Source organism: Acidovorax soli (genome assembly GCF_014207955.1).
In the GTDB taxonomy this organism is placed as follows: domain Bacteria; phylum Pseudomonadota; class Gammaproteobacteria; order Burkholderiales; family Burkholderiaceae_C; genus Acidovorax; species Acidovorax soli_A.
In genome coordinates, this window is the sequence record NZ_JACHLK010000007.1 from 132,227 (window position 1) to 157,229 (window position 25,003).

A 25,003-nucleotide genomic window follows, 5' to 3' on the forward strand; every position below is an offset into this window, starting at 1 on the left:
GGCTTTTTGCCAACAAGAAAGGCTCAGGGCAGGTCCGCGGTGCGCCATTCGCCCCATGCCGGGGCCTGCACGGGCCATTGGTCTGCCCGTGGCAGGGCCTGGCCCGCATGGGCCTGGAGCCAGTCCACACAGCGCGCCACACCCGCATGGGTGAGCCAGACCGCGTGCGCCAGGCCGTCCGCCTGTGCTGCGGTGCGCGTGTCCTGCAGTGCCTGGGCCACGCGCGCCAGCATGTCGGCCAGAGACTCGCCGCCGCCCGGATGGTGGTGGGCGAAGTCGGCGGTCCAGGCGTCGATGTCGGCCTTGGCGAGGCTGCTCCAGGCTTGGCCCTCCCAGGTGCCGAAATCCATTTCGCGCAGGCGCGTGTCGGGTAGGGGCTGCCAGTCGGGGCGGGTGGACTGCACAGCCTGGGCGAGCTGCACGCACCGTTGCAGCGGTGAGTGCCAGACCAGCGCCGGGCCGGGAAGGGCCAGGGCCAGGCGCTGCGCGCAGGCAACGGTCGGGCCGCTCTGGGCGGGCAGGTCCAGCCTGCCGTAGCAGGTGCCCGGTGCCACCACCGGCGGCGCATGGCGCACCAGCCAGAGCTGCACGGCGGGGGCCTCAGCCACGTCCCAGGGCCAGTGCGGCGCCCAGGTAAAAGCCGATCTCGGCGATCTGCTGCGTGGCGCCCAGGCAGTCGCCCGTGAAGCCTTGCAGGCGCCGGGAGAACCAGCGGGCCATCCAGGCAGCGCCCAGGGCGCTCAGTGCACAGGCGGCCATTATGGTGGCTGGGGAGCTCCAATGCCAGGCCAGAGCCAGCGGCGCCACGCACCAGGCCATGGCCACCCCGAGTGCCGCCCCCGTGATCTGGTCGGCCAGCGGCTTGCTCTTGGAGCGCGCGGTGTCGCCCACATGCGGCAGGCGGCGCACGATGAACAGCGGCCACAGGCGCGACAGCACATGCCCGCCGACCAGGGCCGCGAGCGCTGTGGCCAGGCTGTGCGCGCCGAGCGCGGCCAGCAGGCTGACCTTGGCCAGCAGGGCCAGCACCAGCGCCATGGCGCCGAAGGCCCCGACGCGCGAATCCTTCATGATGTCCAGTGCCCGTTCGCGCTCGTAGCTGCCGCCCAGGCCGTCGGCGACATCGGCCAGGCCATCTTCATGGAAGCCCCCGGTGAGCAGCACCGTGGCCACGGTGCAGAACACCGCCGCCACGAGCGGACCCAGCGGGTTGGGGGCCAGGGCCAGGTACAGGGCCGCATATACCCCGGCCGCCACCGCTGCGGCGAGCCAGCCCACGCCCGGCAGGTGGGCGGCGCTGGCGCGCAGCATGGCGGGACTGAAGCCGACCCAATCCGCCAGCCGCCCGGTGACAGGGAGGCGGGTGAAGAACTGCACGGCCAGCAGGTAGTGGCGCAGGGCTTGCATGGGGTGCCGCGTGGGCCTCTTCGCCTTACTTGGCGCGCAGGAACAGGCGGTAGGCCGGGTTCAGCGTCTCTTCCACATAGGGGTAGCCCAGGGTAGAGAGGAAGGCATCGAACGTGGCCGAGTCTTCGGGCGGCACCTGCATGCCCACGAGGATGCGGCCGTAGTCGGCGCCCTGGTTGCGGTAGTGGAACAGGCTGATGTTCCAGGTCGGCTGCATCAGGCTCAGGAACTTGAGCAGCGCGCCGGGCCGCTCGGGGAACACAAAGCGCAGCAGGCGCTCGTCCTGTGCCAGGGCCGAGTGCCCGCCCACCAGGTGGCGCAGGTGCTCCTTGGCCATTTCGTCGTGCGTGAGGTCCAGCGCGCCGAAGCCGTGCTCCGTGAAGATCTGCGCGAGCTTCTGCGATTCGCCCTTGCCCTGGGCCGTGAGGCCCACGAAGACATGGGCCTCGGCCGAGTCGCTGATGCGGTAGATGAACTCGGTGACATTGCGCGGGCCGCCGGGCAGGGCGCCCACCACCTCGCAGAAGCGCCGGAAGCTGCCACGCTCCTCGGGAATGGTCACGGCCAGCAGGGCCTCGCGCTCCTCGCCCACCTCGGCGCGCTCGGCGACAAAGCGCAGGCGGTCGAAATTCATGTTGGCACCGCAGAGGATGGCGGCATAGGTCTCGCCCTCGGTCTGGTGCGTTTCCACATACTGCTTGATGGCGGCCACGGCCAGTGCGCCCGAGGGCTCGACGATGCTGCGCGTGTCCACGAACACGTCCTTGATCGCGGCGCACACGGCGTCGGTGTCCACCGTGATGAATTCGTCCACCAGGCCGCTGGCGATGCGGAAGGTCTCCTCTCCCACCAGCTTGACGGCCGTGCCGTCGGAGAACAGGCCCACGTCGGGCAGGGTCACGCGCTGGTGCGCGCGCACGGACTGCGCCATGGCGTCCGAGTCGTTCATCTGCACGCCGATGACCTTGATCTCCGGCCGCACGGCCTTGATGTAGTTGGCCACGCCGCTCACCAGGCCGCCGCCGCCGATGGCCACGAACACGGCATCGAGCCGGTTGCTGCCCAGGCGCTGCAGCTGGCGCAGGATCTCCATGGCGATGGTGCCCTGGCCGGCGATCACGTCCGGGTCATCGAAGGGGTGGACGAAGGTCAGGCCTTCCTTGGCCTGCAGCTCGGCCGCGTGCTGGTAGGCGTCGGAGTAGCTCTCGCCATGCAGCACCACCTCGCCGCCGAGCGTGCGCACGGCATCGACCTTGACCTGGGGTGTGGTGGTGGGCATCACGATCACGGCGCGTGCGCCGAGCTTGCTGGCGCTCATGGCGACGCCCTGGGCATGGTTGCCGGCCGATGCGCAGATCACGCCGCGCTGCAACTGGCCCGGAGTGAGGTGCGCCATCTTGTTGTAGGCGCCCCGGAGCTTGAAGCTGAACACGGCCTGCTGGTCTTCACGCTTGAGCAGCACCTTGTTGTTCAGGCGCCGGCTCAGCGCGCGGGCGGGTTCCAGGTCCGACTCGATCGCCACGTCGTACACGCGGGCGGTGAGGATTTTCTTGAGGTAGTCGGCGGGGGTCAGGTCGTGGGTCATGGCGGAGCAGGCTGAAGACTCCCGGCCCAGGTTCAGGGGCAGCGGGGGCACACATCATAGGTGGTGGTCGTCTTCCTGCGTCCGGTGGGGGCAGGGCCGGGTGTCTCCGTCCTGGGCAAAAAAAAGCCCCAGGCCGCAAAGCCCGGGGCTGAATCCATCCTTTGAGGAGATGGAGGAGACAATCGGCGCGTTGGAGATGGTGGAGATTTTCCAGAACCTGTCCCTTTTCGATAAAAGGGCAACGCATGGGTGAATATTAGCGCAACGGATGCTGCGATGCAGCAAAATTCACCGACTTTTTTGGAGTGGCCCGTCCATTTCGTGAAAAAAGCCACGTTTTTTTGATGAATCACCGAGGAGAGAACACATGGAATGCACAGTCAGCTGGACCGGCGGCGCCGGAACCCGCTCGGGAATGGGGTTTGTGGCAGAAACCGGCAGCGGCCATGTCCTGACCATGGACGGCGCACCCGACAGCGCCAACCCGGCCAATGGCGGGCAGAACCTGGCGCCCCGCCCCATGGAGACCGTGCTGGCCGGCACGGGGGGCTGCACGGCCTATGACGTGGTGCTGATCTTGAAGCGCGGTCGCCACGACGTGCGCGGCTGCAGCGTCAAGCTCACGTCCGAGCGCGCCGAGGTCGACCCCAAGGTGTTCACCAAGATCCACATGCAGTTCACCGTGACCGGCAAGGGCATCCCCGCCGCCGCCGTGGAGCGCGCCATCGCCATGAGTCACGACAAATACTGCTCGGCCAGCATCATGCTGGCCAAGACCGCCGAGATCACCACCGGCTTCGAGATCGTGGAAGCCTGATATTCCTGTGCCGCCCATGGAACTGGCGCGGCGAATGCCAGTGCTCCCGTGCAAGGGCCGCCCCGCCGCACCGGGAGCGTCCCCCTCGGGGGATGGCGCCGAAGGCGACTCAGGGGGGCTACACGTGATGTGCCGTGCTCGTCATCACCTTGGCGGCCGCCCGCATCAGCGCCTGGACCGGCGGCGGCAGGCGCGTGGCGCCTTCGGCCAGCGCCTGTGCCGCATGGCGTTCCTCATCGTCCTTCATGCGCGCCACCACGGCGCGTGAGGCCTGGTCTTCCATCGGCAGGCGCTCCAGGTGGCCCGCCAGGTGGGCGGCCACCTGGTTCTCGGTTTCCGCCACGAATCCCAGGCTGACCCGGTCGCTGACTTTGGCCGCCACCAGGCCCAGGGCGAATGCGCCGGCAAACCACAGCGGGTTGAGCACGCTGGGGCGGGCGCCCAGGGCATCCAGGCGCTCCCGGGTCCAGGCCAGGTGGTCGGTCTCCTCGCGAGCGGCCTCCAGCAGGTGGCCACGCAGGCTGTCGTCGCGCGTGACCGCCGCCTGGGCGGTGTAAAGCGCCTGCGCGCAGACTTCGCCCACGTGGTTGACGCGCATCAGCGAACCTGCCAGTTTCCGCTGCGCGGGGGTCATGGTGCCCTCCGCATGGCCGTTGGCAGGGGAGGCTTCGGCGGCGCGCGGGGTGGCAAAAAGGGTGCGCAAAGCGTTGTCGGCGGCAGTCAAGAAGGCGTCCATGGCGTGCAGAGGCGTGAGATGGATGTGGAAACAGGTGTTGCAAGTAGACACAAGTGGCCCGGGGGCCAAAAGTGGCCGAAAGGCACTTTGCTGGTGCACCGGCGGAGGATTTTGCCGGGGTGCACTGAAATGTTGCAACACTGCAACGAAATCTCCCTTTCAGGTCGATTGTGGGTGAATTCCTTTGCGAAAGAGGTCGGGGTCTGGTGCAATAAGAACAACTTCCCCACCAGGAGGTTGGCCCGGGGAACCGGCGGGACTGAGCAGGTGCAAGGCACTCCTAGACCCCCCGTACCGGCGCCCTATGTTTAACCTTGGAGTAACTCGCAATGAAAAAATCCCTGATTGCCCTGGCTGTGCTGGCTGCTTCCGGCGCTGCAATGGCTCAATCGTCCGTGACGCTGTTCGGCGTGGTTGACGCAACCTACGCCTACGGCAACGGCAGCGTTGCTAACCGCTCGCAACTGACGAACTCCGGCTACAACAGCAGCCGTCTGGGTTTCCGCGGCGTTGAAGACCTGGGCGGTGGCCTGTCTGCTTCGTTCTGGCTGGAAGCCGGCCTGACCAACGACGACGGCCGTGGCGGTTCGACCAACACCAACAACCAAACCACCGGCGCCAACGCTTCGGGCGGTCTGGTGTTCAACCGTCGTTCGACCGTCAGCCTGAATGGTGGCTTCGGTGAACTGCGTCTGGGCCGTGACTACACCCCACAATTCTGGAACCTGACCGTGTTCGATCCGTTCGGCACGAACGGCGTGGGCACGACCCAAACCCTGAACTCCAGCCTGGGTGGCCCAACCACCATCCGCGCTTCGAACGCTATCGGCTACTTCCTGCCAGGCAACCTGGGCGGTTTCTACGGCCAAGTGCAGTACTACCTGGGCGAAAACGCCAGCAACGTTGCCAACAAGAAGGACGGCAATGGTCTGGCTCTGCGCGCTGGCTGGGCCAACGGTCCTCTGAACGTGGCTGGTGCCGTGTCGCAAACCAAGTTCCTGAACGCCGACATCAAGGCTTTCAACCTGGGTCTGCAATATGACTTCGGCGTTGCCAAGCTGCTGACGCACGTGAACCGTGACGACATCAAGAACGGCGCTGAAGGCACCGGCTGGCTGGTCGGCGCTCTGGTTCCAGTGGGCGCTGGCGAAATCCGCGTGGCTTACTCCACGTACGAAGTTGACGTCGCTGGTCCTGACCCACGCAGCAACAAGTTCGCTCTGGGCTATGTGCACAACCTGTCGAAGCGCACCGCCGTGTACGCTACCGCTGCTGCTGTGAAGAACAAGAACGGCGCTGCTCAAGCTCTGAACGGTTCCACGACTGCTGCTGGCCGCAACTCCAGCGGTTACGACTTCGGTATCCGTCACAGCTTCTGATATTGATGGCTGGCTATATGCCAGTCTCAATGGATGAATACAAAAAAGCCGCCTTCGGGCGGCTTTTTTATTTTCTGCCGGGATTTGGTTTATCGGTTCTGTGTTTGCTTTGCGAAGCGGTGCTGCAGGGCCCGTGCATTTTCTTGCGGGTGATCGGGGTTATCCCCTGAGCCTGGCTGGGGGCATGCGTTGTGCGGCGTCTTTTTCGTGCGGGGGACGGACGCCCACAAGCGGGGCGCCCGTGTTTTGCGCAGGCTGTTCTGAGGGTTCTTGTTGCGGGCTTTTGGGTGCAAATGTATGAATTCAGGCCTGCGATCCCGCCGGATGCTGGCCTGATGGTGCTTCAGAGGGCTTTGCGTTGGCACCGTAATTGCATGTCAGTGGCCTCACCAGGGCAGGGATAGTCCCTCGCGAGGGGACGGGATTCAGGGATTTCCCGTTGGCCGATGGCCGCTATTTACTGCATAGTAAAACTTTTACATTGTTGAAGAGGTTTCATGAAACTCAATCTCAGCCTGCTGTCGATTGCCGCAGCTGCCGCCATGCTGATGGCCACGGGTGCTAATGCCAAACCATTCAAATGGGCGAGCCAGGGCGAAATCGCCACGTGGGATATTCATTCCCAAAACAACGCGTTGCAAAACGGCATCCATGCCAATGTGTATGAGAGCCTGGTCTACTACAACAGCAAGACTTTCGAGGTAGAGCCCGTCCTGGCCACGGCCTGGAAGGAAGTGACCCCCACGCAGGTGCGTTTCACGCTGCGCCAGGGCGTCAAGTTCCATGATGGTTCGGCTTTCACGGCCGACGATGCCGTGTACTCGCTGCAGCGCGCCATGGCCAAGACCTCCAACTTCACGCCCTATGTCCAGGGCATCACCAAGATCAACAAGGTCGATGCGCAGACCATCGACGTCATTCTGTCGGCCCCCAACCCCGTGCTGCTGCGCCAGATGACCGAGCTGCGCATGATGAGCAAGGCCTGGGCCGAGAAGAACCGCTCCGTGGAACCCAAGGACATCAAGGGCACGGACGAGAACTTCGCCCACCGCAACGCCATGGGCACCGGCCCCTACACGCTGGATTCGTGGCAGGCCGACGTGAAGATGGTCTTCAAGCGCAACCCCAACTGGTGGGGCAAGATGGACGGCAACGTGACGGAGATCGTCTACACCCCAATCAAGTCGGCCGCCACGCGCATCGCCGCGCTGCTGTCGGGTGAGGTGGACATGGTGCTCGACCCCGCGCCGCAAGACCTGGGCCGCCTGCGCCAGGATTCCAACCTGAAGGTGATCGACGGCCTCGAAAACCGCACCATCTTCCTGGGCATGGACCAGTTCCGCGAAGAGCTGCCTGGCTCCAACATCAAGGGCAAGAACCCCCTCAAGGATGTCAAGGTGCGCAAGGCCCTGTACCAGGCCATCGACACCGCCTCGCTGGAGCGCGTCACTCTGCGTGGCCTGGGCAAGCCCACCGGCACGCTCGTGGCACCCCAGGTGGCCGGCTACACGGAAGCCGTGGGCAAGCGCTTCCCCTACAGCGTCGATGCGGCCAAGAAGCTGCTGGCCGAAGCCGGCTACCCCGATGGCTTCGAAGTCGACTTCGCCTGCCCCAACAACCGCTACATCAATGACGAGGCCATCTGCCAGGCCGTGACCGGCATGTGGGCGCGCATCGGCGTGAAGGCCAAGCTGCGCACGCTGCCGCTGGTGACCTACTTCCCGATGATCCAGCGCTACGAAGCCAGCATCTACATGCTGGGCTGGGGCGTGCCGACCTTCGACGCGCTGTACAGCCTGCAATCGCTGGTGCGCAGCGTGGGCCAGGGCGGCGACGGCAACTACAACGTGGGCCGCTACAGCAACCAGCGCATGGATTACCTGGTGGACCGCATCAAGGCCGAGACCGACGCGCCCGTGCGCTCGCGCATGCTGACCGAAGCGCTGCAGCTGTCCAACGACACCGTTTCGCACATTCCTCTGTATGACCAGGTGATCCCTTGGGCCATGAAGAAGAACATCGAACTGGTGCACCGCGCCGACAACCGCGTGGACATGCGCCTGGTCAAGGTGAACTGATCCGGCTTTGAAAATGGAGGGCAAGGGCCTTGGGGCCTTTGCTCTCCTTGGTTTTTTTCGACACGAATCCCACGAGCGCCGCGCCACCAAAAGTGGCCAAGGCGTCCCATCGAATACACACTCGACTCTCCGATGCTTGCCTTTATTTTGCGCCGCCTGATCCAGGCTGTGATCGTCATGGTCACGGTGGCCTTCATCTCCTTCATGCTGTTCCAGTACGTCGGGGATCCCGTGGTGTTCTTGCTGGGCCAGGACGCAACACCCGAGCAGATCCGTGAATTGCGCGTCGCGCTGGGTCTGGACAAACCCTTTTTCGTGCAGTTCGGCCACTTCCTCGTGAACGCTGCGCAGGGCGAATTCGGCCTGAGCCTGCGCCAGGGCGCCAAGGTCTCGCGTCTGATCGCCGAACGCTTCCCCGCCACGCTGGAGCTCGCCATGGTGGCTGCCGTGCTCGCCCTGGTGCTCGGTGTGCCGATGGGCGTGTATGCCGCCCTCAAGCGTGGCACCTTCACCAGCCAGCTGTTCATGACGCTGTCGCTGCTGGGCGTATCGCTGCCCACCTTCCTGATCGGCATCCTGCTGATCCTGGTGTTTGCCGTGCACCTGGGCTGGTTCCCGAGCTTTGGCCGCGGTGAAGTGGTGCAGCTGGGCTGGTGGAGCACCGGCCTGCTCAAGGCCAAGGGCTGGCACCACATCATCCTGCCTGCGGTCACGCTGGCCATCTTCCAGCTCACGCTGATCATGCGCCTGGTGCGCGCGGAAATGCTGGAGGTGCTGCGCACCGACTACATCAAGTTCGCGCGGGCCCGTGGCCTGTCCAACCGGGCCATCCACTTCGGCCACGCGCTCAAGAACACGCTGGTGCCCGTGATGACCATCACCGGCCTGCAGCTCGGTGGCCTGATCGCCTTCGCCATCATCACCGAGACGGTGTTCCAGTGGCCGGGCATGGGCCTCCTGTTCATCCAGGCCGTGACCTTTGCCGACATCCCCGTGATGGCGGCCTACCTGTGCCTGATTGCGCTGATCTTTGTGGTCATCAACCTGGTGGTCGACCTCTTGTACTTCGCCGTCGATCCGCGCCTGCGCGTGGGCAAGGCCGGGGGGCATTGAGATGCAGGCGAGCCGACTCAAGGCAGGCGGCAGGGCCTTCGCGCATATCGCGCAATTCCACCCCGAACTCACGGCCCTGCGCCGCGACCTGCACGCCCACCCCGAGCTGGGCTTCGAAGAGGTCTACACCGGGGCCCGGGTCAAGGAGGCGCTCAAGGTCTGTGGCGTGGACGAGATCCATGACGGCATCGGCCGCACCGGTCTGGTCGCGGTGATCCGCGGGCGCAGCACGGCCAGCGGCTCCATGGTGGGCCTGCGCGCCGACATGGACGCGCTGCCGCTCACCGAGCACAACGACTTTTCCTGGAAGTCCTGCAAGCAGGGCCTGATGCACGGCTGTGGCCACGATGGCCACACGGCCATGCTGGTGGGCGCGGCCCGTTACCTGGCCGAGACGCGCAACTTTGACGGCACGGCGGTGCTGGTGTTCCAGCCCGGCGAGGAAGGTTTTGCGGGCGCGCGCGTGATGATGGAAGACGGCCTGTTCGAGCGCTTCCCCGTGCAGTCCATCTTCGCCATGCACAACTGGCCTGCCATGGCGCCCGGCACCGTGGGCCTGAACTCCGGTGCCATGATGGCGGCGGCCGATCGCATCACCATCGAGATCACGGGCCGCGGCGGCCATGGCGCCCATGCCTACCAGACGGTGGACGTGATGCTCGTGGCCGCGCACATCATCACCGCAGCGCAGACCATCGTCTCGCGCAACGTGCGCCCGCTCGACGGCGCCGTGGTCAGCCTGTGCGCCATGCAGGCCGGCGATCTCGGTGCCTTCAGCGTGCTGCCTGGTTCGGCCACGCTGGTGGGCACCGTGCGCACCTTCAACCCCGTGGTGCAGGAGATGGTCGAAAAGCGCCTCAAGGAGCTGTGCAGTGCGATTGCACTGGGCTTTGGCGCCACGGCCAGCGTGCACTACGAGCGCATCTACCCGGCCACCATCAACTCCGAGGACGAAGCGGTCTTTGCCGGCAACGTGGCCGAATCGCTGGTCGGCGCCGACCACGTGGTGCGCGACCTGGAGCCCAGCATGGGCGCCGAGGACTTTTCCTTCATGCTGCAGGACAAGCCCGGTGCCTACCTGCGCATAGGGCAGGGCACCGGTGCCAGCGGCAGTGCCTTGCACAACAGCCGCTACGACTTCAACGACGACATCCTGCCCCTGGGCTCGGCCTTGCACGCCAGCCTGATCGAGCAGGCCATGCCGCTGCCCACGCTCTGAGCCTGCAGCGGCTGCCTTTTTTGCACCAGCCATCCGGCGATTTCCCTCACCCCTCCTAAAACCCACTTTTCATCGACCAGGAGAACTGCATGACATTCCAGAAAAAACTGGCCATGACGGCCTTGTTCGCCGCGCTGGCAGCGTCCAGCGTGGTGGCCAATGCGCAGACCATTCGCGTGGCCAACCAGGGCGACTCGCTGTCCATGGACCCGCACTCGCTCAATGAATCGCTGCAGCTGAGCGTCACTGGCAACGTCTACGAGCCGCTGGTCGGCCGCAACAAGGACCTGAGCCTGGCCCCGGCCCTGGCGACGAGCTGGAAGCAGACCTCGCCCACCGTGTGGCGCTTCGAGTTGCGCAAGGGCGTGCAATTCCATGACGGCACCCCCTTCACGGCCGACGACGTGGTGTTCAGCTTCGGCCGCACGCAGGTCGAGGGCTCGGACATGAAGAGCTACACCAACGACTTCAAGGAAGTGCGCAAGATCAACGACCACGCGGTCGAGATCGAGACCAAGACCCCGTTCCCCATCCTCCCCGACGTGGTCTCGCTGGTCTACATGATGAGCAAGAAGTGGTGTGAGACCAACCAGGCCATGGGCCCCGTGGACCGCCGCAAGGGCATCGAGAACGCCGCATCGTTCAAGGCCAATGGCACGGGCCCGTTCCGCCTGCGTGAGCGCCAGCCCAATGTGCGCACCGTGTTCTCGCGCAACGGCACCTACTGGGGCAAGATCGAGAGCAATGCCAATGAGATCGTGTTCACGCCCATCGGCAACGACGCCACCCGCGTCGCGGCCCTGCTGTCGGGCGAAGTGGACGTGATGGAGCCCGTGCCCGTGCAGGACATCGAGCGCGTCAACACCAGCGCCAACACGCGCGCCATCACCGGCCCTGAGCTGCGCACCATCTTCCTGGGCATGGACCAGAAGCGCGACGAACTGCTGTACTCCAACGTCAAGGGCAAGAACCCCTTCAAGGACAAGCGCGTGCGCCAGGCCTTCTACCAGGCCATCGACATCGACGGCATCAAGCGCACCGTGATGCGTGGCGCCTCCAACCCATCGGCCCTGCTGGTCGGCCCCGGCATCAACGGCTTCCAGCCCGATGCCAAGCGCCTGCCCTACGATGTCGAGGCTGCCAAGAAGCTGATGGCCGAAGCCGGCTACCCCAACGGCTTTGAAGTGTCGATGAACTGCCCCAACGACCGCTACGTGAACGATGGCCGCATCTGCCAGACCGTGGCCGCCAACCTGTCGCGCATCAACGTCAAGATCAACCTGCAGGCCGAGACAAAGGGCACCTACTTCCCCAAGATCCTGCGCCGCGACACCAGCTTCTACATGCTGGGCTGGACGCCTGCCACCTACGACTCGCACAACGCCCTCAATGCACTGGTGGCCTGTGTGGACGACAAGGGTGCCGGCCAGTTCAACCTGGGTTCGTACTGCAACCCCAAGGTGGACGAGCTGACCAAGAAGATCCAGGCCGAGACCGACAAGGCCAAGCGCGACGCCATGATCAAGGAGGCCTTCGACATCCATGCCGCCGACGTGGGCACGTTGCCACTGCACCAGCAGGCCCTGGCCTGGGGTGTGAGCAAGAAGGTCACGCTGGTGCAACTGGCCGACAACTTCATGCCCTTCAAGTGGATGAGCATCAAGTAAGCAAGCGCCTTCCCTTCGAGTACCTAGATAGTTAGTTAGAGACGGACATTCAGCAGACCAGCCACGCCGGTTGCTACCCGCGCCGCGCGTGCTGTCTGCCCACTGGTTTCCCACAATGAAAACAACCCTTGCCCGCTGGTTTGACAGCGACGTTGGCTACAGCTTCCGCACATCGCCCATGGCGATCGTCGCGGCGGTGATCGCCCTGATTTGTCTGTTCTGCTCTTTGTTTGCAGGATGGGTCGCACCCCACAACCCCTTTGACTTGGCGACACTGGAGCTCGGCGACGCGCGCCTGCCCCCGGCCTGGATCGAGATGGGTTCGATGAAGTACCCCCTGGGCACCGATGACCAGGGGCGCGACATCCTTTCCGCGCTGATCTACGGCGCGCGCATTTCGCTCATCGTGGGCTTCGCCTCGGTGCTGCTGTCCGTGGTGGTGGGCGTGGCCTTCGGCCTCTTGGCCGGCTTTCGCGGTGGCTGGATCGACGCGGTGCTCATGCGCCTGTGCGACGTGATGCTGTCCTTCCCCGCCATCCTGGTGGCCCTGCTGATCGCAGGCGTCGGCCGGGCCCTGTTTCCCAATGCCCACGAGTCGCTCGCCTTCGGCGTGCTGATTCTCTCGATCTCGCTCACGGGCTGGGTGCAGTATGCGCGCACCGTGCGCGGCTCCACCCTGGTCGAGCGCAACAAGGAATACGTGCAGGCCGCCCGCGTCACGGGGGTCTCCTCGCTGCGCATCATGCGCAAGCATGTGCTGCCCAACGTCATGGGCCCGGTGATGGTGCTGGCCACCATCCAGGTCGCCACCGCCATCATCACCGAGGCCACGCTGTCCTTCCTGGGCGTCGGGGCCCCGCCCACATCGCCCTCGCTGGGCACGCTGATCCGCATCGGCAATGACTACCTGTTTTCCGGCGAATGGTGGATCACCGTGTTCCCCGGTGCGATGCTGGTGCTGATCGCTTTGTCCGTGAACCTGCTCGGCGACTGGCTGCGCGACGCCCTGAACCCGCGCCTGCGCTGAACGAGAACAAGAAAAGCGATATTCCCATGAGTCTTCTAGAAGTCAAAAACCTCGTTGTCGAATTTCCGGGCCGCCGCGGTACCCTGCGCGCCCTGGACGACATCTCCTTTTCCATCGCTCCCGGCGAGATCCTGGGTGTGGTGGGAGAGTCCGGCGCCGGCAAGTCGCTCACCGGCGCAGCCATCATCGGCCTGCTCGAACCGCCGGGCCGCGTGGCCTCGGGCCAGATCCTGCTGGAAGGCCAGCGCATCGACAACCTCAACAGCGACCAGATGCGCAGCATCCGCGGGCGGCGCATCGGCGCCATCTTCCAGGACCCGCTGACCTCGCTGAACCCGCTGTACACGGTGGGCCGCCAGCTCACCGAGACCATCCTGGCCCACTTGCCCGTGAGCGCCGCCGAAGCCCGCCAGCGCGCCATCGCGCTGCTGCAGGACACCGGCATTCCCGCGGCGGCAGAGCGCATCGACCACTACCCGCACCAGTTCTCGGGCGGCATGCGCCAACGTGTGGTGATCGCCCTGGCCCTGGCGGCCGAGCCCAAGCTCATCGTGGCCGACGAGCCGACCACGGCGCTGGACGTCTCCATCCAGGCGCAGATCATCACGCTGCTCAAGAACATCTGCAAATCGCGCGGCGCCGCCGTCATGCTGATCACCCACGACATGGGCGTGATCGCCGAGACCTGCGACCGCGTGGCCGTGCTCTATGCCGGCCGCGTGGCCGAGATCGGCCCGGTGCACGACGTCATCAACAAACCCTCCCACCCCTACACCAGCGGCCTGATGGCCTCCATCCCCGACATGGCGGTGGACCGTGAACGCCTGAACCAGATCGACGGAGCCATGCCCCGCCTCAACGCCATCCCCAAGGGCTGCGCCTACAACCCGCGCTGCCCCAAGACGTTTGACCGCTGCATGGTCGATCGCCCCGAACTCATGCCGGCCGGCTCCACCCGCGCCGCCTGCTGGCTGCACGCCCCGGCCACCACGGAGGTGTCCGCATGAGCGCCGTGCCTTCCACCACCACCGCAAGCGCCGGCAAGCCGCTCGTGCAGGCGCACGATCTGGCCAAGACCTTCGATGTGTCGGCCCCCTGGCTCAACCGCATGATCGAGCGCAAGCCCCGCACCCTGCTGCATGCAGTGGACGGCGTGAGCTTCGAGATCGAGAAGGGCAAGACCCTGGCCCTGGTGGGTGAGTCCGGCTGCGGCAAGAGCACCGTGGCGCGCCTGCTGGTGGGCCTGTACGAGCCCACGCGCGGCGGTCTCACCTTCGACAACCAGGACGCCCACGCCGCGTTCAAGGGCAACGATGCGCGCGCCATGCGCCGGCGCATCCAGATGATCTTCCAGGACCCCTATGCCAGCCTGAACCCGCGCTGGCTCGTGGAGGACATCATCGGCGAGCCGCTGCGCGAGCATGGCCTCATCACCGACAAGGCCGAGCTCAAGCAGCGCGTGGGTGAGCTGCTGCAGTCGGTGGGCCTGTCGCCGCTGGACATGGTCAAGTACCCGCACCAGTTCTCGGGCGGCCAGCGCCAGCGCATCTCGATCGCGCGCGCCCTGGCGACCGAGCCCGAGTTCCTGGTCTGCGACGAACCCACCTCGGCGCTCGACGTGTCGGTGCAGGCGCAGGTGCTCAACATCATGAAGGACCTGCAGCGCCAGCGGCACCTGACCTATTTGTTCATCTCGCACAACCTGGCCGTGGTGCGCCATGTGAGCGATCAGGTCGGCGTGATGTACCTGGGCCGCCTGGTGGAACTGGCCGACAAGCACGCCTTGTTCGAAAAGCCGCGCCACCCCTACACGCGCATGCTGCTCGATGCCATCCCCAAGATGCACGACACTGGCAAGGCGCGTACGCCCGTGCAGGGCGAGGTGCCCAACCCGCTCAATCCTCCGCCCGGCTGCGCCTTCAACCCACGCTGCCCGCACGCCAACGACCGCTGCCGCAGCGAGCGTCCCAAGCTGCTGTCCATCGGCGGCATCCGCATCGCCTGCCATGCGGTGGAAGAAGGCCGTATCCAGTAAGCTGGCCCTGGGCCGACTGCTGCAAGGGCTCCTTCGGGAGCCCTTTTTCATGGGGGCCCGCCCCTCGGACCCGCGACCTCAGGGGCGGTGGGGAGGGGCCAACAGATGCTCGCGCAGGGTCGCGAGGATCTGGTCGGACAGGGCCGGCCGGCCCGCCGCCGTGGCACGCGCCAGCACCAGGCCGCCCACCATGGTGGCCAGCATCTGCAAGGCGCGCGTGCGTCCTTCGGGGCTGGGTTCGGCGCCCGCCTCCAGGCCCTCGATCACGCGCGCAAAGCGCTCGATGTTGCGCTCGATGCCTTGGGCGAACACTTCGGACAGATCGCTCCCTGCGCGCGCCGCATCCACGGCCAGGGCCGCGGCCGGGCAGCCCTCGCCCGGGTGGTCCCGGTGCTGCGGTGACAGGTAGCCCGCCACCCGCGCCGCGAGGCCGTCGGCGCCACCCTCCAGGCCATCGAGCGGGGCGATCGACCAGTCGAATGCACGCGCGCAGGCCTCGCGCACCAGCGCGTCCTTGTTCTCGAAATGCCGGTACAGCCCGCCATGGGTCAGGCCCGCATCGCGTGTGATGTCGGCCACGCCCACGCCCGTGAGGCCGTGCTCCCGGTACAGGCGCGCCGCGGCGTCCAGGATGCCCTGGCGGTTCTCGGCCGCCTGCGCCTTCGAGACTTTCATGGAGGAAACCTCTTTTTGATGATGGTCGTACGCATTAATCGACGACTTGTTTATGATGGCGACCGTCATCATAAATGCGCGGCGCTCGCCGTGCCCTGTACGCCATGGACAACAGCAACGCTACACAACTCCCCCGCAACGGTGCCGCCCGCGCGCAGCGCGTGGTCATCACGGGCATGGGCCTGGTCTCGCCCCTGGGCGTGGGGGTGGAGCTGGCCTGGAGTCGCCTGCTGGCAGGCGCGTCCGGCCTGCGCCGGCTGCACGATGCGGTGGTGGAGGGCCTGGCGGCCAAGGTGGGCGGCGCCGTTCCCAGCGTGGAAGAAGATCCCGAAGGTGGTTGGGATCCGGACAGCGTTGCCAGTGCCAAGGACCAGCGCAAGATGGACCGTTTCATCCCCTTCGCCCTGGGCGCCGCGCAGCAGGCGCTCACGCAGGCGGGCTGGGCACCCACGGACGAGCGGGGCCAGCAGCGCACCGCCACGGTCATTGCCTCGGGCATCGGCGGTTTCGGCGCCATCGCCGAGGCCGTGCGCACCACCGACACGCGCGGCCCGCAGCGCCTGTCGCCCTTCACCGTGCCGTCCTTCCTGGTGAACCTGGCGGCGGGCCACGTCTCCATCCGCCACCACCTCAAGGGGCCCCTGGGCGCACCCGTCACGGCCTGCGCGGCCAGTGTGCAGGCCATCGGCGATGCGGCGCGCATGATCCGCGCGGGCGAGGCCGACATCGCCGTCTGCGGCGGTACCGAGGCCACCATCGACCGGGTGAGCCTGGGCGGCTTTGCCGCCGCCAAGGCGCTGTCCACCGGCTTCTCGGACCACCCCGAGCAGGCCTCGCGTCCGTTCGATGCGGCGCGCGATGGCTTCGTGATGGGCGAGGGTGCCGGCATGCTGGTGATCGAGTCGCTGGAGCATGCACTGGCGCGCGGCGCCACGCCGCTGGCTGAGCTCGTGGGCTATGGCACCTCGGCCGATGCGCACCACATCACGGCCGGCCCGGAGGATGGCGATGGCGCGCGCCGCTCGATGGAGCTGGCGCTCGCCCAGGCCGGCCTGGCCGCCAGCGAGGTGCAGCACCTCAATGCGCATTCGACCTCCACCTACGTGGGCGATCGCGGTGAGCTGGCGGCCATACGGCGTGTGTTCGGCACGGCCCGCTCGGTGGCGATCACCTCGACCAAGGCCGCCACGGGCCACCTGCTGGGGGCTGCCGGCGCGGTGGCTGCGATCTTCACCGCCCTGGCCCTGCGCGACCAGGTGGTGCCCGCCACGCGCAACCTTGTGAACCCCGACGAACTGGCCGAAGGCCTGGACCTGGTGGCCGGCGCCAGCCGCCCCATGGCGCTGGAACACGCCATGGTCAACGGTTTCGGCTTTGGCGGCGTGAACGCCACGCTGGTGCTCAAGCGCTGGGCCCCAGCGCCCGCTCAGGCATAGCGCTTGGCGCGCAGGTTCTCTTTCATCTGCTGCAAGATGGGCTGCAGCGGGCTGCCGATGCGCAGGGCCACGCAGGTGGCCAGCACATCGATGATGAGCAGGTGCATGAGCCGCGACACCATGGGGCTGTAGCGGTCGTAGCCCTCGGGGTGGTCGGCGGCCAGGTGGATCTGGCAGGTGCTCGCCAATGGCGAGCCGCTGGCTGTGATGGCGATGGTGGTGGCGCCGTTCTTGCGCGCGATGTCGGCTGCATCCATCAGATCGCGCGTGCGCCCCGAGTTGGAGACGATCACCAGGCAGTCGCCCGGGCCGAGCAGGGTGGCGCTCATCACCTGCATGTGGCCGTCGCTGGTGGCAATGGAGGTCACCCCCAGGCGGAAGAACTTGTGCTGCGCATCCTGCGCCACGATGCCCGAGTTGCCCACGCCATAGAACTCGATGCGCCGCCCCGTCTTCCAGGTGGCGGCGATCGCCTCGGCTGCACGCTCCAGTGCCACCGTGCTCGCGGCATTGCGGTACTGCAGAAAGGCGGCCACGGCGTTGTCCACCACCTTCACCAGCACGTCGCCGGTCTTGTCGTCGGCGTCCACGCTGCGGTGGATGAAGGGCACGCCCTCGCTCACGCTGCCGGCGAGCTTGAGCTTGAAATCGGCCAGGCCGTCGTAGCCCATGCTGCGGCAAAAGCGCACCACGGTGGGCTTGCTCACATGGGCGCGCTCGGCCAGCTCGCGCACGGGCAGGCGCGCGAAGCTGCGCGGATCGGCCAGCACGAGCTTGCCCACGCGCTGCTCGGCGGGGGCCAGGGACGACAGGGAGGCGGTGATGCGGTCAAGCACGCTGGCAGGTCCTCGGGGGCATCGGGTTCATGGGATGGATGGTGGCGATCAATGGTAACTGGGTTTCATCGCCAGGGGGAGCGCGTGGAACCCTGATGCCGCCGCGGGTGCGGCAGCCGGTGTGAGCACCTGCCCTCGCGTAATCCCCGTGGTCGCCTGCCAGGGGCCACCGTAGGATGTCTGTCATTAAACTGTCACTAAACAAACCACTACAACACCAGAAAGAGACTTCCATGCAAAAATTCCTTGCAGGCACTGCGCTGGCACTGGCCGCATCGGGTGCCCTGGCCCAGGGCCAGGTCAACATCATCTGCTCCGTGCAGGCCGAGTGGTGCAATCTGATGTCCACGGTCTACTCCAAGACCACGGGCACCAAGGTCAACATGACGGCCAAGGGCTCGGGCGAGGCGCTGGCCCAGCTCAATGCCGAGAAGGCCAATCCCAAGACCGACATCTGGTTCGGCGGCACGGGCGACCCGCATCTGCAGGCGGCCGAGCAGGGCCTGACGCTGGAGTACAAGTCCCAGCAGCTCACGCAGCTCTACCCCTGGGCGCAAAAGCAGGCGGCCGACTCCAAGTACCGCACCGTGGGCGTCTACCTGGGGCCGCTGGGCTTTGGCTACAACAAGGAACTGCTGGCCAAGCGCAAGCTCAACCCGCCGCAGTCCTGGGCCGACCTGCTCAAGCCCGAGTTCAAGGGCGAGGTGCAGATGGCCAACCCCGCATCGAGCGGCACGGCCTACACCATGATCGCCACGCTGGTGCAGATCATGGGCGAGGAAAAGGCCTTCGAGTACCTCAAGGCGCTGCACCCCAACATCAGTGCCTACACGCGTTCGGGCACGGCCCCGGTCAAGGCCGCCGCGCGTGGCGAGACCACGGTGTCGGTGAGCTTCGTGCACGATGTGACCACCGAGGCCGTCAACGGCTTTCCCGTGGGTTCGGCCACACCCTCCGAAGGCACGGGTGCCGAGGTGGGCTCGATGAGCATCGTCAAGAATGGCCCCAATACCGAGGCCGCCAAGAAGTTCTATGAGTGGGCGCTCACGCCTGGCGGCCAGCAGTTCGGCCTGGCCGCCAAGCAGTTCCAGCTGCCCAGCAACACCCAGGTGCCCCGCGATCCGCGCATGACAGACCCGGCCAAGATGAAGCTCATCAATTACGACTACGCCAAGTACGGCGCGAGCGCCGAGCGCCGCCGCCTGATTGCGCGCTGGGAAAAAGACGTCCAGAACGCCGGGCGCTGATGTCGGCGCACGCATTGCAGGCACCGCTGGCGGCCAGGCCTGCGGTCAACCAGCCCCTGTGGACCTGGCTGGCGCTGGGTCTGCTGGGCTATGTGGCGCTGCCCTGGTATGCGCAGCAGGATGCCAATGGCCTGGCCCTGCTGGCCCAGGTCTTCAGCCAGGCGCAGACCGGCAGCGGCCTCCTGCAGGCGGCGGCCTTCGGGCGGCCCTGGCTGTGGCTGGCACTCGCCGGCCTGGCCATCGCCGGGGCGGGCGCCATGCTGCCGGCGGGGCGCCGGCAGGGTAGCCTGCTGTTGCTGGGCGGCGGTCTCGGCCTGGTGTCCCTGCTGGTCAGCGGCTTCGCCATCGGCGCGCGTGGCTGGGCCTTCGACGGGCTCAACGCCAGTTTCGGCGAACTGGGCGCGCGCCAGCCGGGCATGGGCTGGGGCGCCTTCGTGGTGCTCACGGCGCTGCTGGTGCTGGCCTCCTTCGGCCTGGCCCGGCGCGGCTACTTCAAGGGCGACCTGTTCGTGGCGGCCGCCGTGCTCGGCATGGGCAGCCTGCTCGCGCTGTTCATCGTGTTCCCGGTGCTCAAGGCGCTCTCGGGCGCCTTCTTCCTCGAAGACGGGCCGTTCTCGCTGGCGGTGATGTGGGAGCGCGTGGCGCACGAGCGCAACTTCGGCCTGGCCTGCCTGGCCGGGGGGCAGCGCTGCGGCGTGGCCTGGAACACGCTGTTCCTGGGGCTCATGACGGCGGCCAGCACCACGCTCTTGGGCACCTTCATGGCGCTGATGGCCGAGCGCGCCTCGCGCCGCTACGCGCGCCCGCTCAACGTGCTCGCGCTCTTGCCCATCATCACGCCGCCCTTCGTGGTGGGCCTGGGGCTCATCCTGCTGTTCGGCCGCGCGGGCGTGTTCAACCAGTTCCTGGAAGTCGCCTTCGGCATCACGCCCTCGCGCTGGTTCTATGGCTGGCTCGGGGTGTGGGTGGCACAGACCTTCGCCTTCACGCCCATCGCCTTCATGATCATGCGCGGCGTGGTGCAGGGCGTGGCGCCCAGCCTCGAAGAGGCCGCCCAGACCCTGCGCGCCAGCCCGCACCAGACCTTCATGACGGTGACCCTGCCCCTGCTCAAGCCGGGCCTGGCCAATGCATTCCTGGTGGGCTTCATCGAGAGCATGGCCGACTTCGGCAACCCCATCGTTGTGGGCGGGCAGTTCTCGGTGCTCTCCACCGAGATCTTCTTCGCCATCGTGGGCGCGCAGTACGACCAGGGGCGCGCCGCTTCGCTGGCCTGGATCCTCACGCTGTTCGCGCTGGCGGTGTTCGCCATCCAGCGCGGCCTGCTCGGGCGGCAGAACTTCACCACGGTGTCGGGCAAGGGCGATGCGGGCCTGGCCATGCCGCTGCCAGCTGGTGTGCGCCGCGTGGTGCATTCCGTGGCGCTGCCGTGGATGGCCTTCACCCTTGTCGTCTACCTGTTCGCGCTGGCCGGCGGCTTCGTGCAGACCTGGGGGCGCGACTACACCTTCACGCTCAACCACTTCCGCACGGCGTTCAACATGGAGTGGGGTGAATTCGGCATCGTCTGGGCCGGCACGGCCTGGAATTCGTTTTTCACCACGATCAAGCTCGCTGCGCTGTCGGCACCGCTCACGGCGGCGCTGGGCATCGGCATCGCCTGGCTGCTGGCGCGCACCGAGTTCAAGGGGCAGGGGGCCTTCGAGTTCTCGGCCCTGCTGGCCTTCGCCATCCCGGGCACGGTGCTGGGCGTGAGCTACATCCTGGCCTTCAACGTGCCGCCGTTCGAGCTCACGGGCACGGCGCTGATCATCGTGCTGTGCTTCATGTTCCGCAACCTGCCGGTGGGCGTGCGCGCAGGCACGGCCGCGTTCAAGCAGCTCGACCGCTCGCTCGACGAGGCCTCGCTGATGCTGCGCGCAGGCAGCGTGCAGACGCTGCGCCACGTGGTGCTGCCGCTGCTCAAGCCCGCCCTGGTGGCCGCGCTGGTCTACAGCTTCGTGCGCGCCATCACCACCGTGAGCGCGGTGATCTTCCTCGTCACGGCCGAGAACGAGCTGGCCACCACCTACATCATCGGCCGCGTGGGCAATGGCGACTACGGCGTGGCCCTGGCCTATTGCACGGTGCTGATCTTGCTGATGTCGCTGGCCATCGCGCTGATCCAGTGGCTGGTGGGCGAGCGCAAGCTGGGCCGGCGTGCTGCCGGGGCCGTGCCGGCACCGCATTGAGAACGACCCGATTCCTCCGAGAGAACACCCACCATGAGCAACAGCGGCGCGGGCATCGTGTTTCGCCACATCACCAAACGCTACGGGGCCGATGCATCGGCACCCCTGGCCGTCAAGGGCATCAGTTTCGAAGTGCAGCGCGGCACGCTGACCACCATCCTGGGGCCCTCGGGCTGCGGCAAGACCACCACCCTGCGCATGATCGCAGGGCTGGAGTCGCCGACCTCGGGCGAGATCTTCATCGGCGGCAAGGACGTCACCACCCTGGGCCCGGCCCAGCGCAATGTGAGCATGATGTTCCAGAGCTACGCCCTGTTCCCGCACATGAGCGTGGTGGGTAATGTGATGTATGGCCTGCGCATGTCGGGCCTGGCCAAGGACGTGGCGCACGCGAAGGCCGTGGAGGCGCTGCGCGGCGTGGGCCTGGTGGGCTACGACGAGCGCCTGCCCAGCGAGCTCTCGGGCGGCCAGCAGCAGCGCGTGGCGCTGGCGCGCGCCCTGGTGCTGGAGCCCGAGGTGCTGCTGTTCGACGAGCCGCTGTCCAACCTCGACGCGCGGCTGCGCCGCGAGATGCGCGAGGAGATCCGAGCGCTGCAGCAGCGCCTGTCGCTCACGGTCGCCTATGTCACGCACGACCAGGCCGAGGCCATGGCCGTGAGCGACCAGATCATCGTCATGGACCAGGGCCTGATCGCGCAGAGCGGAACGCCCCAGGCGCTGTATGAAACGCCGCGCAGCGAGTTCGTCGCCGGCTTCATGGGCGAGGCCATGCTGTTCCCGGGCACGGCGGCGGCCGACGGCACGGTGCAACTGGGCCCGCTGGTCCTGCAGCCGCGCACCGCGGCGGCACCCGGCGCGGTGAAGGTGGCCGTGCGCCCCGAAGCCTGGCGCATCCGGCGTGGCGGCGAAGGCCTGCTGCCGGCCACGCTGCGCAAGCGCGCCTACCTGGGCGCGGTGCACGAGTACACCTTCGATACCGCCCTCGGGAACATCTTCGTCACCTCGTCCGACCTCGACGACGTGCTGGCCGTGGGCGAGCAGGTGCAGTTGGGCCTGGGAGTGCATGGTGTATCGGTGGTTGAAAGTACAGGCCCCTGACACGGCGATGCGGAATAATGGGGGCATGAACCAACTCGACGCCCTCAAACAGTTCACCACCGTGGTGGCCGACACCGGTGATTTCAAGCAGCTGGCCCAGTTCCAGCCCCAGGATGCGACGACCAACCCGTCGCTGATCCTGAAGGCAGTGCAAAAGCCCGAGTACGCACCACTGCTCACGGACACGGTGAACCGGTTCCGGGGCCGCCCGATGGACGAGATCATCGACCGCCTGATCGTGCGTTTCGGCTGCGAGATCCTGGGCACCATCCCGGGCCGTGTCTCCACCGAGGTGGATGCGCGCCTGAGTTTCGACACCCAGGCCACGATCACGCGCGGCGAGCGCATCATCGAGCTGTACCAGGCCGAGGGCATCCACATCGACCGCGTGCTGATCAAGGTGGCCGCCACCTGGGAAGGCATCCACGCCGCCGAGAAGCTCGAGCAGCGTGGCATCCATACCAACCTGACCCTGCTGTTCTCGTTCTGCCAGGCGGTGGCCTGCGGCCAGGCCAAGGTGCAGCTGATCTCGCCCTTCGTGGGCCGCATCTACGACTGGTACAAGAAGCAGGCCGGCGCCCAGTGGGACGAGGCCGCGCGCTCGGGCGCCAACGATCCCGGCGTGCAGTCCGTGACGCAGATCTACAACCACTACAAGCACTTCGGCATTGCCACCGAGGTGATGGGCGCCAGCTTCCGCAACACCGGCCAGATCACGGCGCTGGCCGGCTGCGACCTGCTGACCATTGCCCCCGACCTGCTGGCCCAGCTGGCCGCCAGCGATGCGCCGTTGTCCGCCGCGCTCCAGCCCGAGGCCGCCAAGGCCCTGGACCTGCCGGCCGTGAACTACGACGAAGCGGGCTTCCGCTATGCGCTCAACGAGGACGCCATGGCCACCGAAAAGCTGGCCGAGGGCATCCGCGGTTTTGCCGTGGATGCCGTCAAACTGGAAAAACTCATCCTCGCAGCGTGATCCCGGGGCGCTGGCCGCGCCACCGCACCATCAGGTCCGGGGTGCCGCGGCGCTGAGTGGCACTTTCAGGCCCACGCGCAGACCATGCGGCACCACGGGGTCGGCAAAGCTCTGGCCAGCGTGCTGCAGTGCGATTTCCTCCACGATGGACAGGCCCAGGCCGCAGCCACCGGGCTGGTCCGAGCCACGCCAGAAGCGCGCGAACAGGTCGCGCAGGTGGGCCGGGTTCACGCCGGGCCCATCGTCTTCCACCGCCAGCGCCGCCATGCCTGCCCCGGCAATGTCCACGCGCACCGTCACGGTGGCGCCGTGGCCTGCGTAGTGTAGGGCGTTGTCGATGAGGTTGTTGAGTGCCTCGCGCAGCAGCAGCGGGTGGCCTTGCACAGCCAACTGCTCCTCGCCCTCGTAGCCCAGGTCCACGCCACTGGCCACGGCACGTGCCGCCCAGTCGCGCGCCACTTCGCGCGCCAGCGCCGCCAGGTCCACGGTCTGCATGGCCACACTACTTTCCGAACGGGCCAGTTGCAGCAGTTGGTGCACCAGGTGGGCGCTGCGGCGTGCCGCCGACAGCACCTTGTGCAGCCGTTCCTGCACCGGCGGCTCGCGGCTCTCGTGCAGTGCCAGCTCGGTCTGGCCGATCAAGCCCGCCAGAGGGGTGCGCAATTGGTGGGCCGCATCGTTGAGAAAGCGCTTTTCCTTTTGCTGGCCCCGCGCTACGGCCTCCAGCAGGGCGTTGATGGTGCTGGCCAGCGAGTGCACTTCCTGCGGGGCCGAGGTGAGCTCGATAGGGGGCAGGGGGTCGGCGGTGTTGCGCTTGCGCGCACCGGCCTTCTCGATCTGTGCCTCCAGGCGCTTCAGCGGTTGCAGGCCGCGCAGCACGCCGGCATAGACCACGGCGCTGAGCGCCAGGCCCATGAGACCCATGGGCAGCAGCATCTTCTCCAGCAGCTCCTGCGCGATGCGCTCGCGCACGGTGAGGCTTTGCGCCACCTGCACGCGCAGACGCTGGCGCGCCTGTGGCGTACCGTAGTCCACCTCGAGCAGGGCCACGCGCACCGGGCGGTCGTCCACACGCGTGTGGTACAGAAAGGGCTCGCCCACGTCCACGTTCACCGGCGGCGGCGGGGGCAGTTGCGCATTGCCCAGCAGGAAGCGGCCGGGCGGTGAGGAGACCATGTAGGTGACGCGGTCGGCGGGGTCCTGCTCCAGGATGTCCTGCGCGGCCTTGGGGAAGTCGACCAGCAGCCCGTCGCCGATGGGCTTGATCTGCCGCGCCAGTGCGCGCACCGACTGGGTCAGTGTCTGGTCGATGCCCTTCTCGCCGTTCTGCAGCGCGATGCGCCAGGCCAGGAAGCCGCCCGACAGCCACAGCACGAGCTGCGGCAGCAGCAGCCACAGCAGCAGCTTGCGCTGCAGGGAAACGCCGGGAATGGGGCGCATGGAG

Annotated in this window: 22 protein-coding genes; 15 read left to right on the forward strand and 7 right to left on the reverse strand. The window is 66.8% G+C overall.

The genetic code is table 11. From position 1 onward, the window contains the following. Positions 1 to 23 precede the first annotated feature (23 nt). From HNP48_RS18165 to ilvA, 3 genes are read right to left on the reverse strand one after another with little or no spacing between them, the layout of a single operon-like run. Positions 24 to 608 (reverse strand): histidine phosphatase family protein, encoded by a 585-nt coding sequence (locus HNP48_RS18165; protein WP_184859549.1) that lies wholly within the window; start codon positions 606 to 608, stop codon positions 24 to 26. Further along, complete coding sequence (locus HNP48_RS18170) at positions 601 to 1,407, reverse strand: adenosylcobinamide-GDP ribazoletransferase (protein WP_184859551.1); 807 nt, start codon at positions 1,405 to 1,407, stop codon at positions 601 to 603. The genes HNP48_RS18165 and HNP48_RS18170 overlap by 8 nt, the downstream gene beginning before the upstream one ends. Before the next feature lie 25 nt (positions 1,408 to 1,432). Then, on the reverse strand, positions 1,433 to 2,992 hold the full coding sequence (gene ilvA / locus HNP48_RS18175; protein WP_184859553.1) for a threonine ammonia-lyase, biosynthetic: 1,560 nt from the start codon (positions 2,990 to 2,992) through the stop codon (positions 1,433 to 1,435). 367 nt (positions 2,993 to 3,359) lie between these two features. On the opposite strand from ilvA, the gene HNP48_RS18180 reads away from it, so the two are divergent. Then, positions 3,360 to 3,809, forward strand: coding sequence for an OsmC family protein (locus tag HNP48_RS18180; protein ID WP_184859555.1), 450 nt, complete (start codon positions 3,360 to 3,362; stop codon positions 3,807 to 3,809). A gap of 118 nt (positions 3,810 to 3,927) precedes the next feature. Here HNP48_RS18180 and coq7 read toward each other — a convergent pair whose 3' ends face one another. Then, complete coding sequence (coq7, locus tag HNP48_RS18185; RefSeq protein ID WP_184859558.1) at positions 3,928 to 4,545, reverse strand: 2-polyprenyl-3-methyl-6-methoxy-1,4-benzoquinone monooxygenase; 618 nt, start codon at positions 4,543 to 4,545, stop codon at positions 3,928 to 3,930. 329 nt (positions 4,546 to 4,874) lie between these two features. Between coq7 and HNP48_RS18190 the strand changes: the two genes are divergently transcribed. The 9 genes from HNP48_RS18190 to HNP48_RS18230 all read left to right on the forward strand — a co-directional run bounded on the left by HNP48_RS18190 (position 4,875) and on the right by HNP48_RS18230 (position 15,063). Further along, on the forward strand, positions 4,875 to 5,924 hold the full coding sequence (locus HNP48_RS18190) for a porin (protein ID WP_184859560.1): 1,050 nt from the start codon (positions 4,875 to 4,877) through the stop codon (positions 5,922 to 5,924). A 29-nt stretch (positions 5,925 to 5,953) separates the two neighbouring features. Beyond that, positions 5,954 to 6,094, forward strand: coding sequence for a hypothetical protein (locus HNP48_RS18195; RefSeq protein WP_184859562.1), 141 nt, complete (start codon positions 5,954 to 5,956; stop codon positions 6,092 to 6,094). Positions 6,095 to 6,421: 327 nt separating this feature from the next. Next, on the forward strand, positions 6,422 to 8,002 hold the full coding sequence (locus HNP48_RS18200) for an ABC transporter substrate-binding protein (protein WP_184859563.1): 1,581 nt from the start codon (positions 6,422 to 6,424) through the stop codon (positions 8,000 to 8,002). Positions 8,003 to 8,134: 132 nt separating this feature from the next. After that, the gene (locus HNP48_RS18205; RefSeq protein ID WP_184859566.1) at positions 8,135 to 9,115 is read left to right on the forward strand and encodes an ABC transporter permease; all 981 of its coding nucleotides are present in this window, start codon (positions 8,135 to 8,137) and stop codon (positions 9,113 to 9,115) included. Position 9,116: 1 nt separating this feature from the next. Beyond that, positions 9,117 to 10,334, forward strand: a complete 1,218-nt coding sequence (locus tag HNP48_RS18210) for a M20 aminoacylase family protein (protein WP_184859568.1) — start codon at positions 9,117 to 9,119, stop codon at positions 10,332 to 10,334. A gap of 89 nt (positions 10,335 to 10,423) precedes the next feature. Further along, entirely contained in the window at positions 10,424 to 12,001 is a 1,578-nt protein-coding gene (locus HNP48_RS18215) for an ABC transporter substrate-binding protein (RefSeq protein ID WP_184859570.1), read from the forward strand. 115 nt (positions 12,002 to 12,116) lie between these two features. Further along, entirely contained in the window at positions 12,117 to 13,028 is a 912-nt protein-coding gene (locus HNP48_RS18220) for an ABC transporter permease (RefSeq protein ID WP_184859572.1), read from the forward strand. Between the two features lie 26 nt (positions 13,029 to 13,054). Next, a complete protein-coding gene (locus HNP48_RS18225) occupies positions 13,055 to 14,035 on the forward strand; it encodes an ABC transporter ATP-binding protein (RefSeq protein ID WP_184859574.1) in 981 nt (326 codons plus the stop codon). Continuing rightward, entirely contained in the window at positions 14,032 to 15,063 is a 1,032-nt protein-coding gene (locus tag HNP48_RS18230) for an ABC transporter ATP-binding protein (RefSeq protein WP_184859576.1), read from the forward strand. The genes HNP48_RS18225 and HNP48_RS18230 overlap by 4 nt, the downstream gene beginning before the upstream one ends. Before the next feature lie 78 nt (positions 15,064 to 15,141). On the opposite strand, the gene HNP48_RS18235 is transcribed toward HNP48_RS18230, so the two are convergent. Then, on the reverse strand, positions 15,142 to 15,738 hold the full coding sequence (locus tag HNP48_RS18235; RefSeq protein ID WP_184859578.1) for a TetR/AcrR family transcriptional regulator: 597 nt from the start codon (positions 15,736 to 15,738) through the stop codon (positions 15,142 to 15,144). Between the two features lie 104 nt (positions 15,739 to 15,842). On the opposite strand from HNP48_RS18235, the gene fabF reads away from it, so the two are divergent. Beyond that, positions 15,843 to 17,174 (forward strand): beta-ketoacyl-ACP synthase II, encoded by a 1,332-nt coding sequence (fabF, locus tag HNP48_RS18240; protein WP_184859580.1) that lies wholly within the window; start codon positions 15,843 to 15,845, stop codon positions 17,172 to 17,174. Here fabF and HNP48_RS18245 read toward each other — a convergent pair. Further along, a complete protein-coding gene (locus HNP48_RS18245) occupies positions 17,165 to 18,010 on the reverse strand; it encodes an SIS domain-containing protein (RefSeq protein ID WP_108016385.1) in 846 nt (281 codons plus the stop codon). The genes fabF and HNP48_RS18245 overlap by 10 nt on opposite strands. A gap of 233 nt (positions 18,011 to 18,243) precedes the next feature. Here HNP48_RS18245 and HNP48_RS18250 point away from each other — a divergent pair, with 233 nt between their 5' ends. Genes HNP48_RS18250 through tal form a run of 4 tightly spaced genes read left to right on the forward strand, consistent with a single transcriptional unit; the run spans position 18,244 to position 23,559 of the window. Next, entirely contained in the window at positions 18,244 to 19,257 is a 1,014-nt protein-coding gene (locus HNP48_RS18250) for an ABC transporter substrate-binding protein (protein WP_184859582.1), read from the forward strand. Further along, positions 19,257 to 21,488, forward strand: a complete 2,232-nt coding sequence (locus HNP48_RS18255; protein ID WP_184859584.1) for an iron ABC transporter permease — start codon at positions 19,257 to 19,259, stop codon at positions 21,486 to 21,488. The genes HNP48_RS18250 and HNP48_RS18255 overlap by 1 nt, the downstream gene beginning before the upstream one ends. A 33-nt stretch (positions 21,489 to 21,521) precedes the next feature. Next, positions 21,522 to 22,586, forward strand: coding sequence for an ABC transporter ATP-binding protein (locus HNP48_RS18260; protein ID WP_184859586.1), 1,065 nt, complete (start codon positions 21,522 to 21,524; stop codon positions 22,584 to 22,586). Between the two features lie 25 nt (positions 22,587 to 22,611). After that, positions 22,612 to 23,559 carry a transaldolase gene (gene tal / locus HNP48_RS18265; protein ID WP_184859588.1) on the forward strand — a complete coding sequence of 316 codons (948 nt, stop codon included), beginning with the start codon at positions 22,612 to 22,614 and terminating at the stop codon, positions 23,557 to 23,559. Between the two features lie 30 nt (positions 23,560 to 23,589). Here the strand turns inward: tal and HNP48_RS18270 are convergent, their stop codons facing one another. Next, positions 23,590 to 24,999, reverse strand: a complete 1,410-nt coding sequence (locus HNP48_RS18270) for a sensor histidine kinase (RefSeq protein WP_184859590.1) — start codon at positions 24,997 to 24,999, stop codon at positions 23,590 to 23,592. Positions 25,000 to 25,003 lie beyond the last annotated feature (4 nt).

Coding starts and splice junctions, on each gene's coding strand:
- tal (WP_184859588.1), top strand. CDS start 22,612: ATGAACCAACTCGACGCCCTCAAACAGTTCACCACCGTGGTGGCCGAC.
- HNP48_RS18235 (WP_184859578.1), bottom strand. CDS start 15,738: ATGAAAGTCTCGAAGGCGCAGGCGGCCGAGAACCGCCAGGGCATCCTG.
- HNP48_RS18205 (WP_184859566.1), top strand. CDS start 8,135: ATGCTTGCCTTTATTTTGCGCCGCCTGATCCAGGCTGTGATCGTCATG.
- fabF (WP_184859580.1), top strand. CDS start 15,843: ATGGACAACAGCAACGCTACACAACTCCCCCGCAACGGTGCCGCCCGC.
- HNP48_RS18210 (WP_184859568.1), top strand. CDS start 9,117: ATGCAGGCGAGCCGACTCAAGGCAGGCGGCAGGGCCTTCGCGCATATC.
- HNP48_RS18225 (WP_184859574.1), top strand. CDS start 13,055: ATGAGTCTTCTAGAAGTCAAAAACCTCGTTGTCGAATTTCCGGGCCGC.
- HNP48_RS18195 (WP_184859562.1), top strand. CDS start 5,954: ATGGATGAATACAAAAAAGCCGCCTTCGGGCGGCTTTTTTATTTTCTG.
- HNP48_RS18255 (WP_184859584.1), top strand. CDS start 19,257: ATGTCGGCGCACGCATTGCAGGCACCGCTGGCGGCCAGGCCTGCGGTC.
- HNP48_RS18260 (WP_184859586.1), top strand. CDS start 21,522: ATGAGCAACAGCGGCGCGGGCATCGTGTTTCGCCACATCACCAAACGC.
- coq7 (WP_184859558.1), bottom strand. CDS start 4,545: ATGGACGCCTTCTTGACTGCCGCCGACAACGCTTTGCGCACCCTTTTT.
- HNP48_RS18270 (WP_184859590.1), bottom strand. CDS start 24,999: ATGCGCCCCATTCCCGGCGTTTCCCTGCAGCGCAAGCTGCTGCTGTGG.
- ilvA (WP_184859553.1), bottom strand. CDS start 2,992: ATGACCCACGACCTGACCCCCGCCGACTACCTCAAGAAAATCCTCACC.
- HNP48_RS18250 (WP_184859582.1), top strand. CDS start 18,244: ATGCAAAAATTCCTTGCAGGCACTGCGCTGGCACTGGCCGCATCGGGT.
- HNP48_RS18170 (WP_184859551.1), bottom strand. CDS start 1,407: ATGCAAGCCCTGCGCCACTACCTGCTGGCCGTGCAGTTCTTCACCCGC.
- HNP48_RS18180 (WP_184859555.1), top strand. CDS start 3,360: ATGGAATGCACAGTCAGCTGGACCGGCGGCGCCGGAACCCGCTCGGGA.
- HNP48_RS18200 (WP_184859563.1), top strand. CDS start 6,422: ATGAAACTCAATCTCAGCCTGCTGTCGATTGCCGCAGCTGCCGCCATG.
- HNP48_RS18215 (WP_184859570.1), top strand. CDS start 10,424: ATGACATTCCAGAAAAAACTGGCCATGACGGCCTTGTTCGCCGCGCTG.
- HNP48_RS18220 (WP_184859572.1), top strand. CDS start 12,117: ATGAAAACAACCCTTGCCCGCTGGTTTGACAGCGACGTTGGCTACAGC.
- HNP48_RS18190 (WP_184859560.1), top strand. CDS start 4,875: ATGAAAAAATCCCTGATTGCCCTGGCTGTGCTGGCTGCTTCCGGCGCT.
- HNP48_RS18230 (WP_184859576.1), top strand. CDS start 14,032: ATGAGCGCCGTGCCTTCCACCACCACCGCAAGCGCCGGCAAGCCGCTC.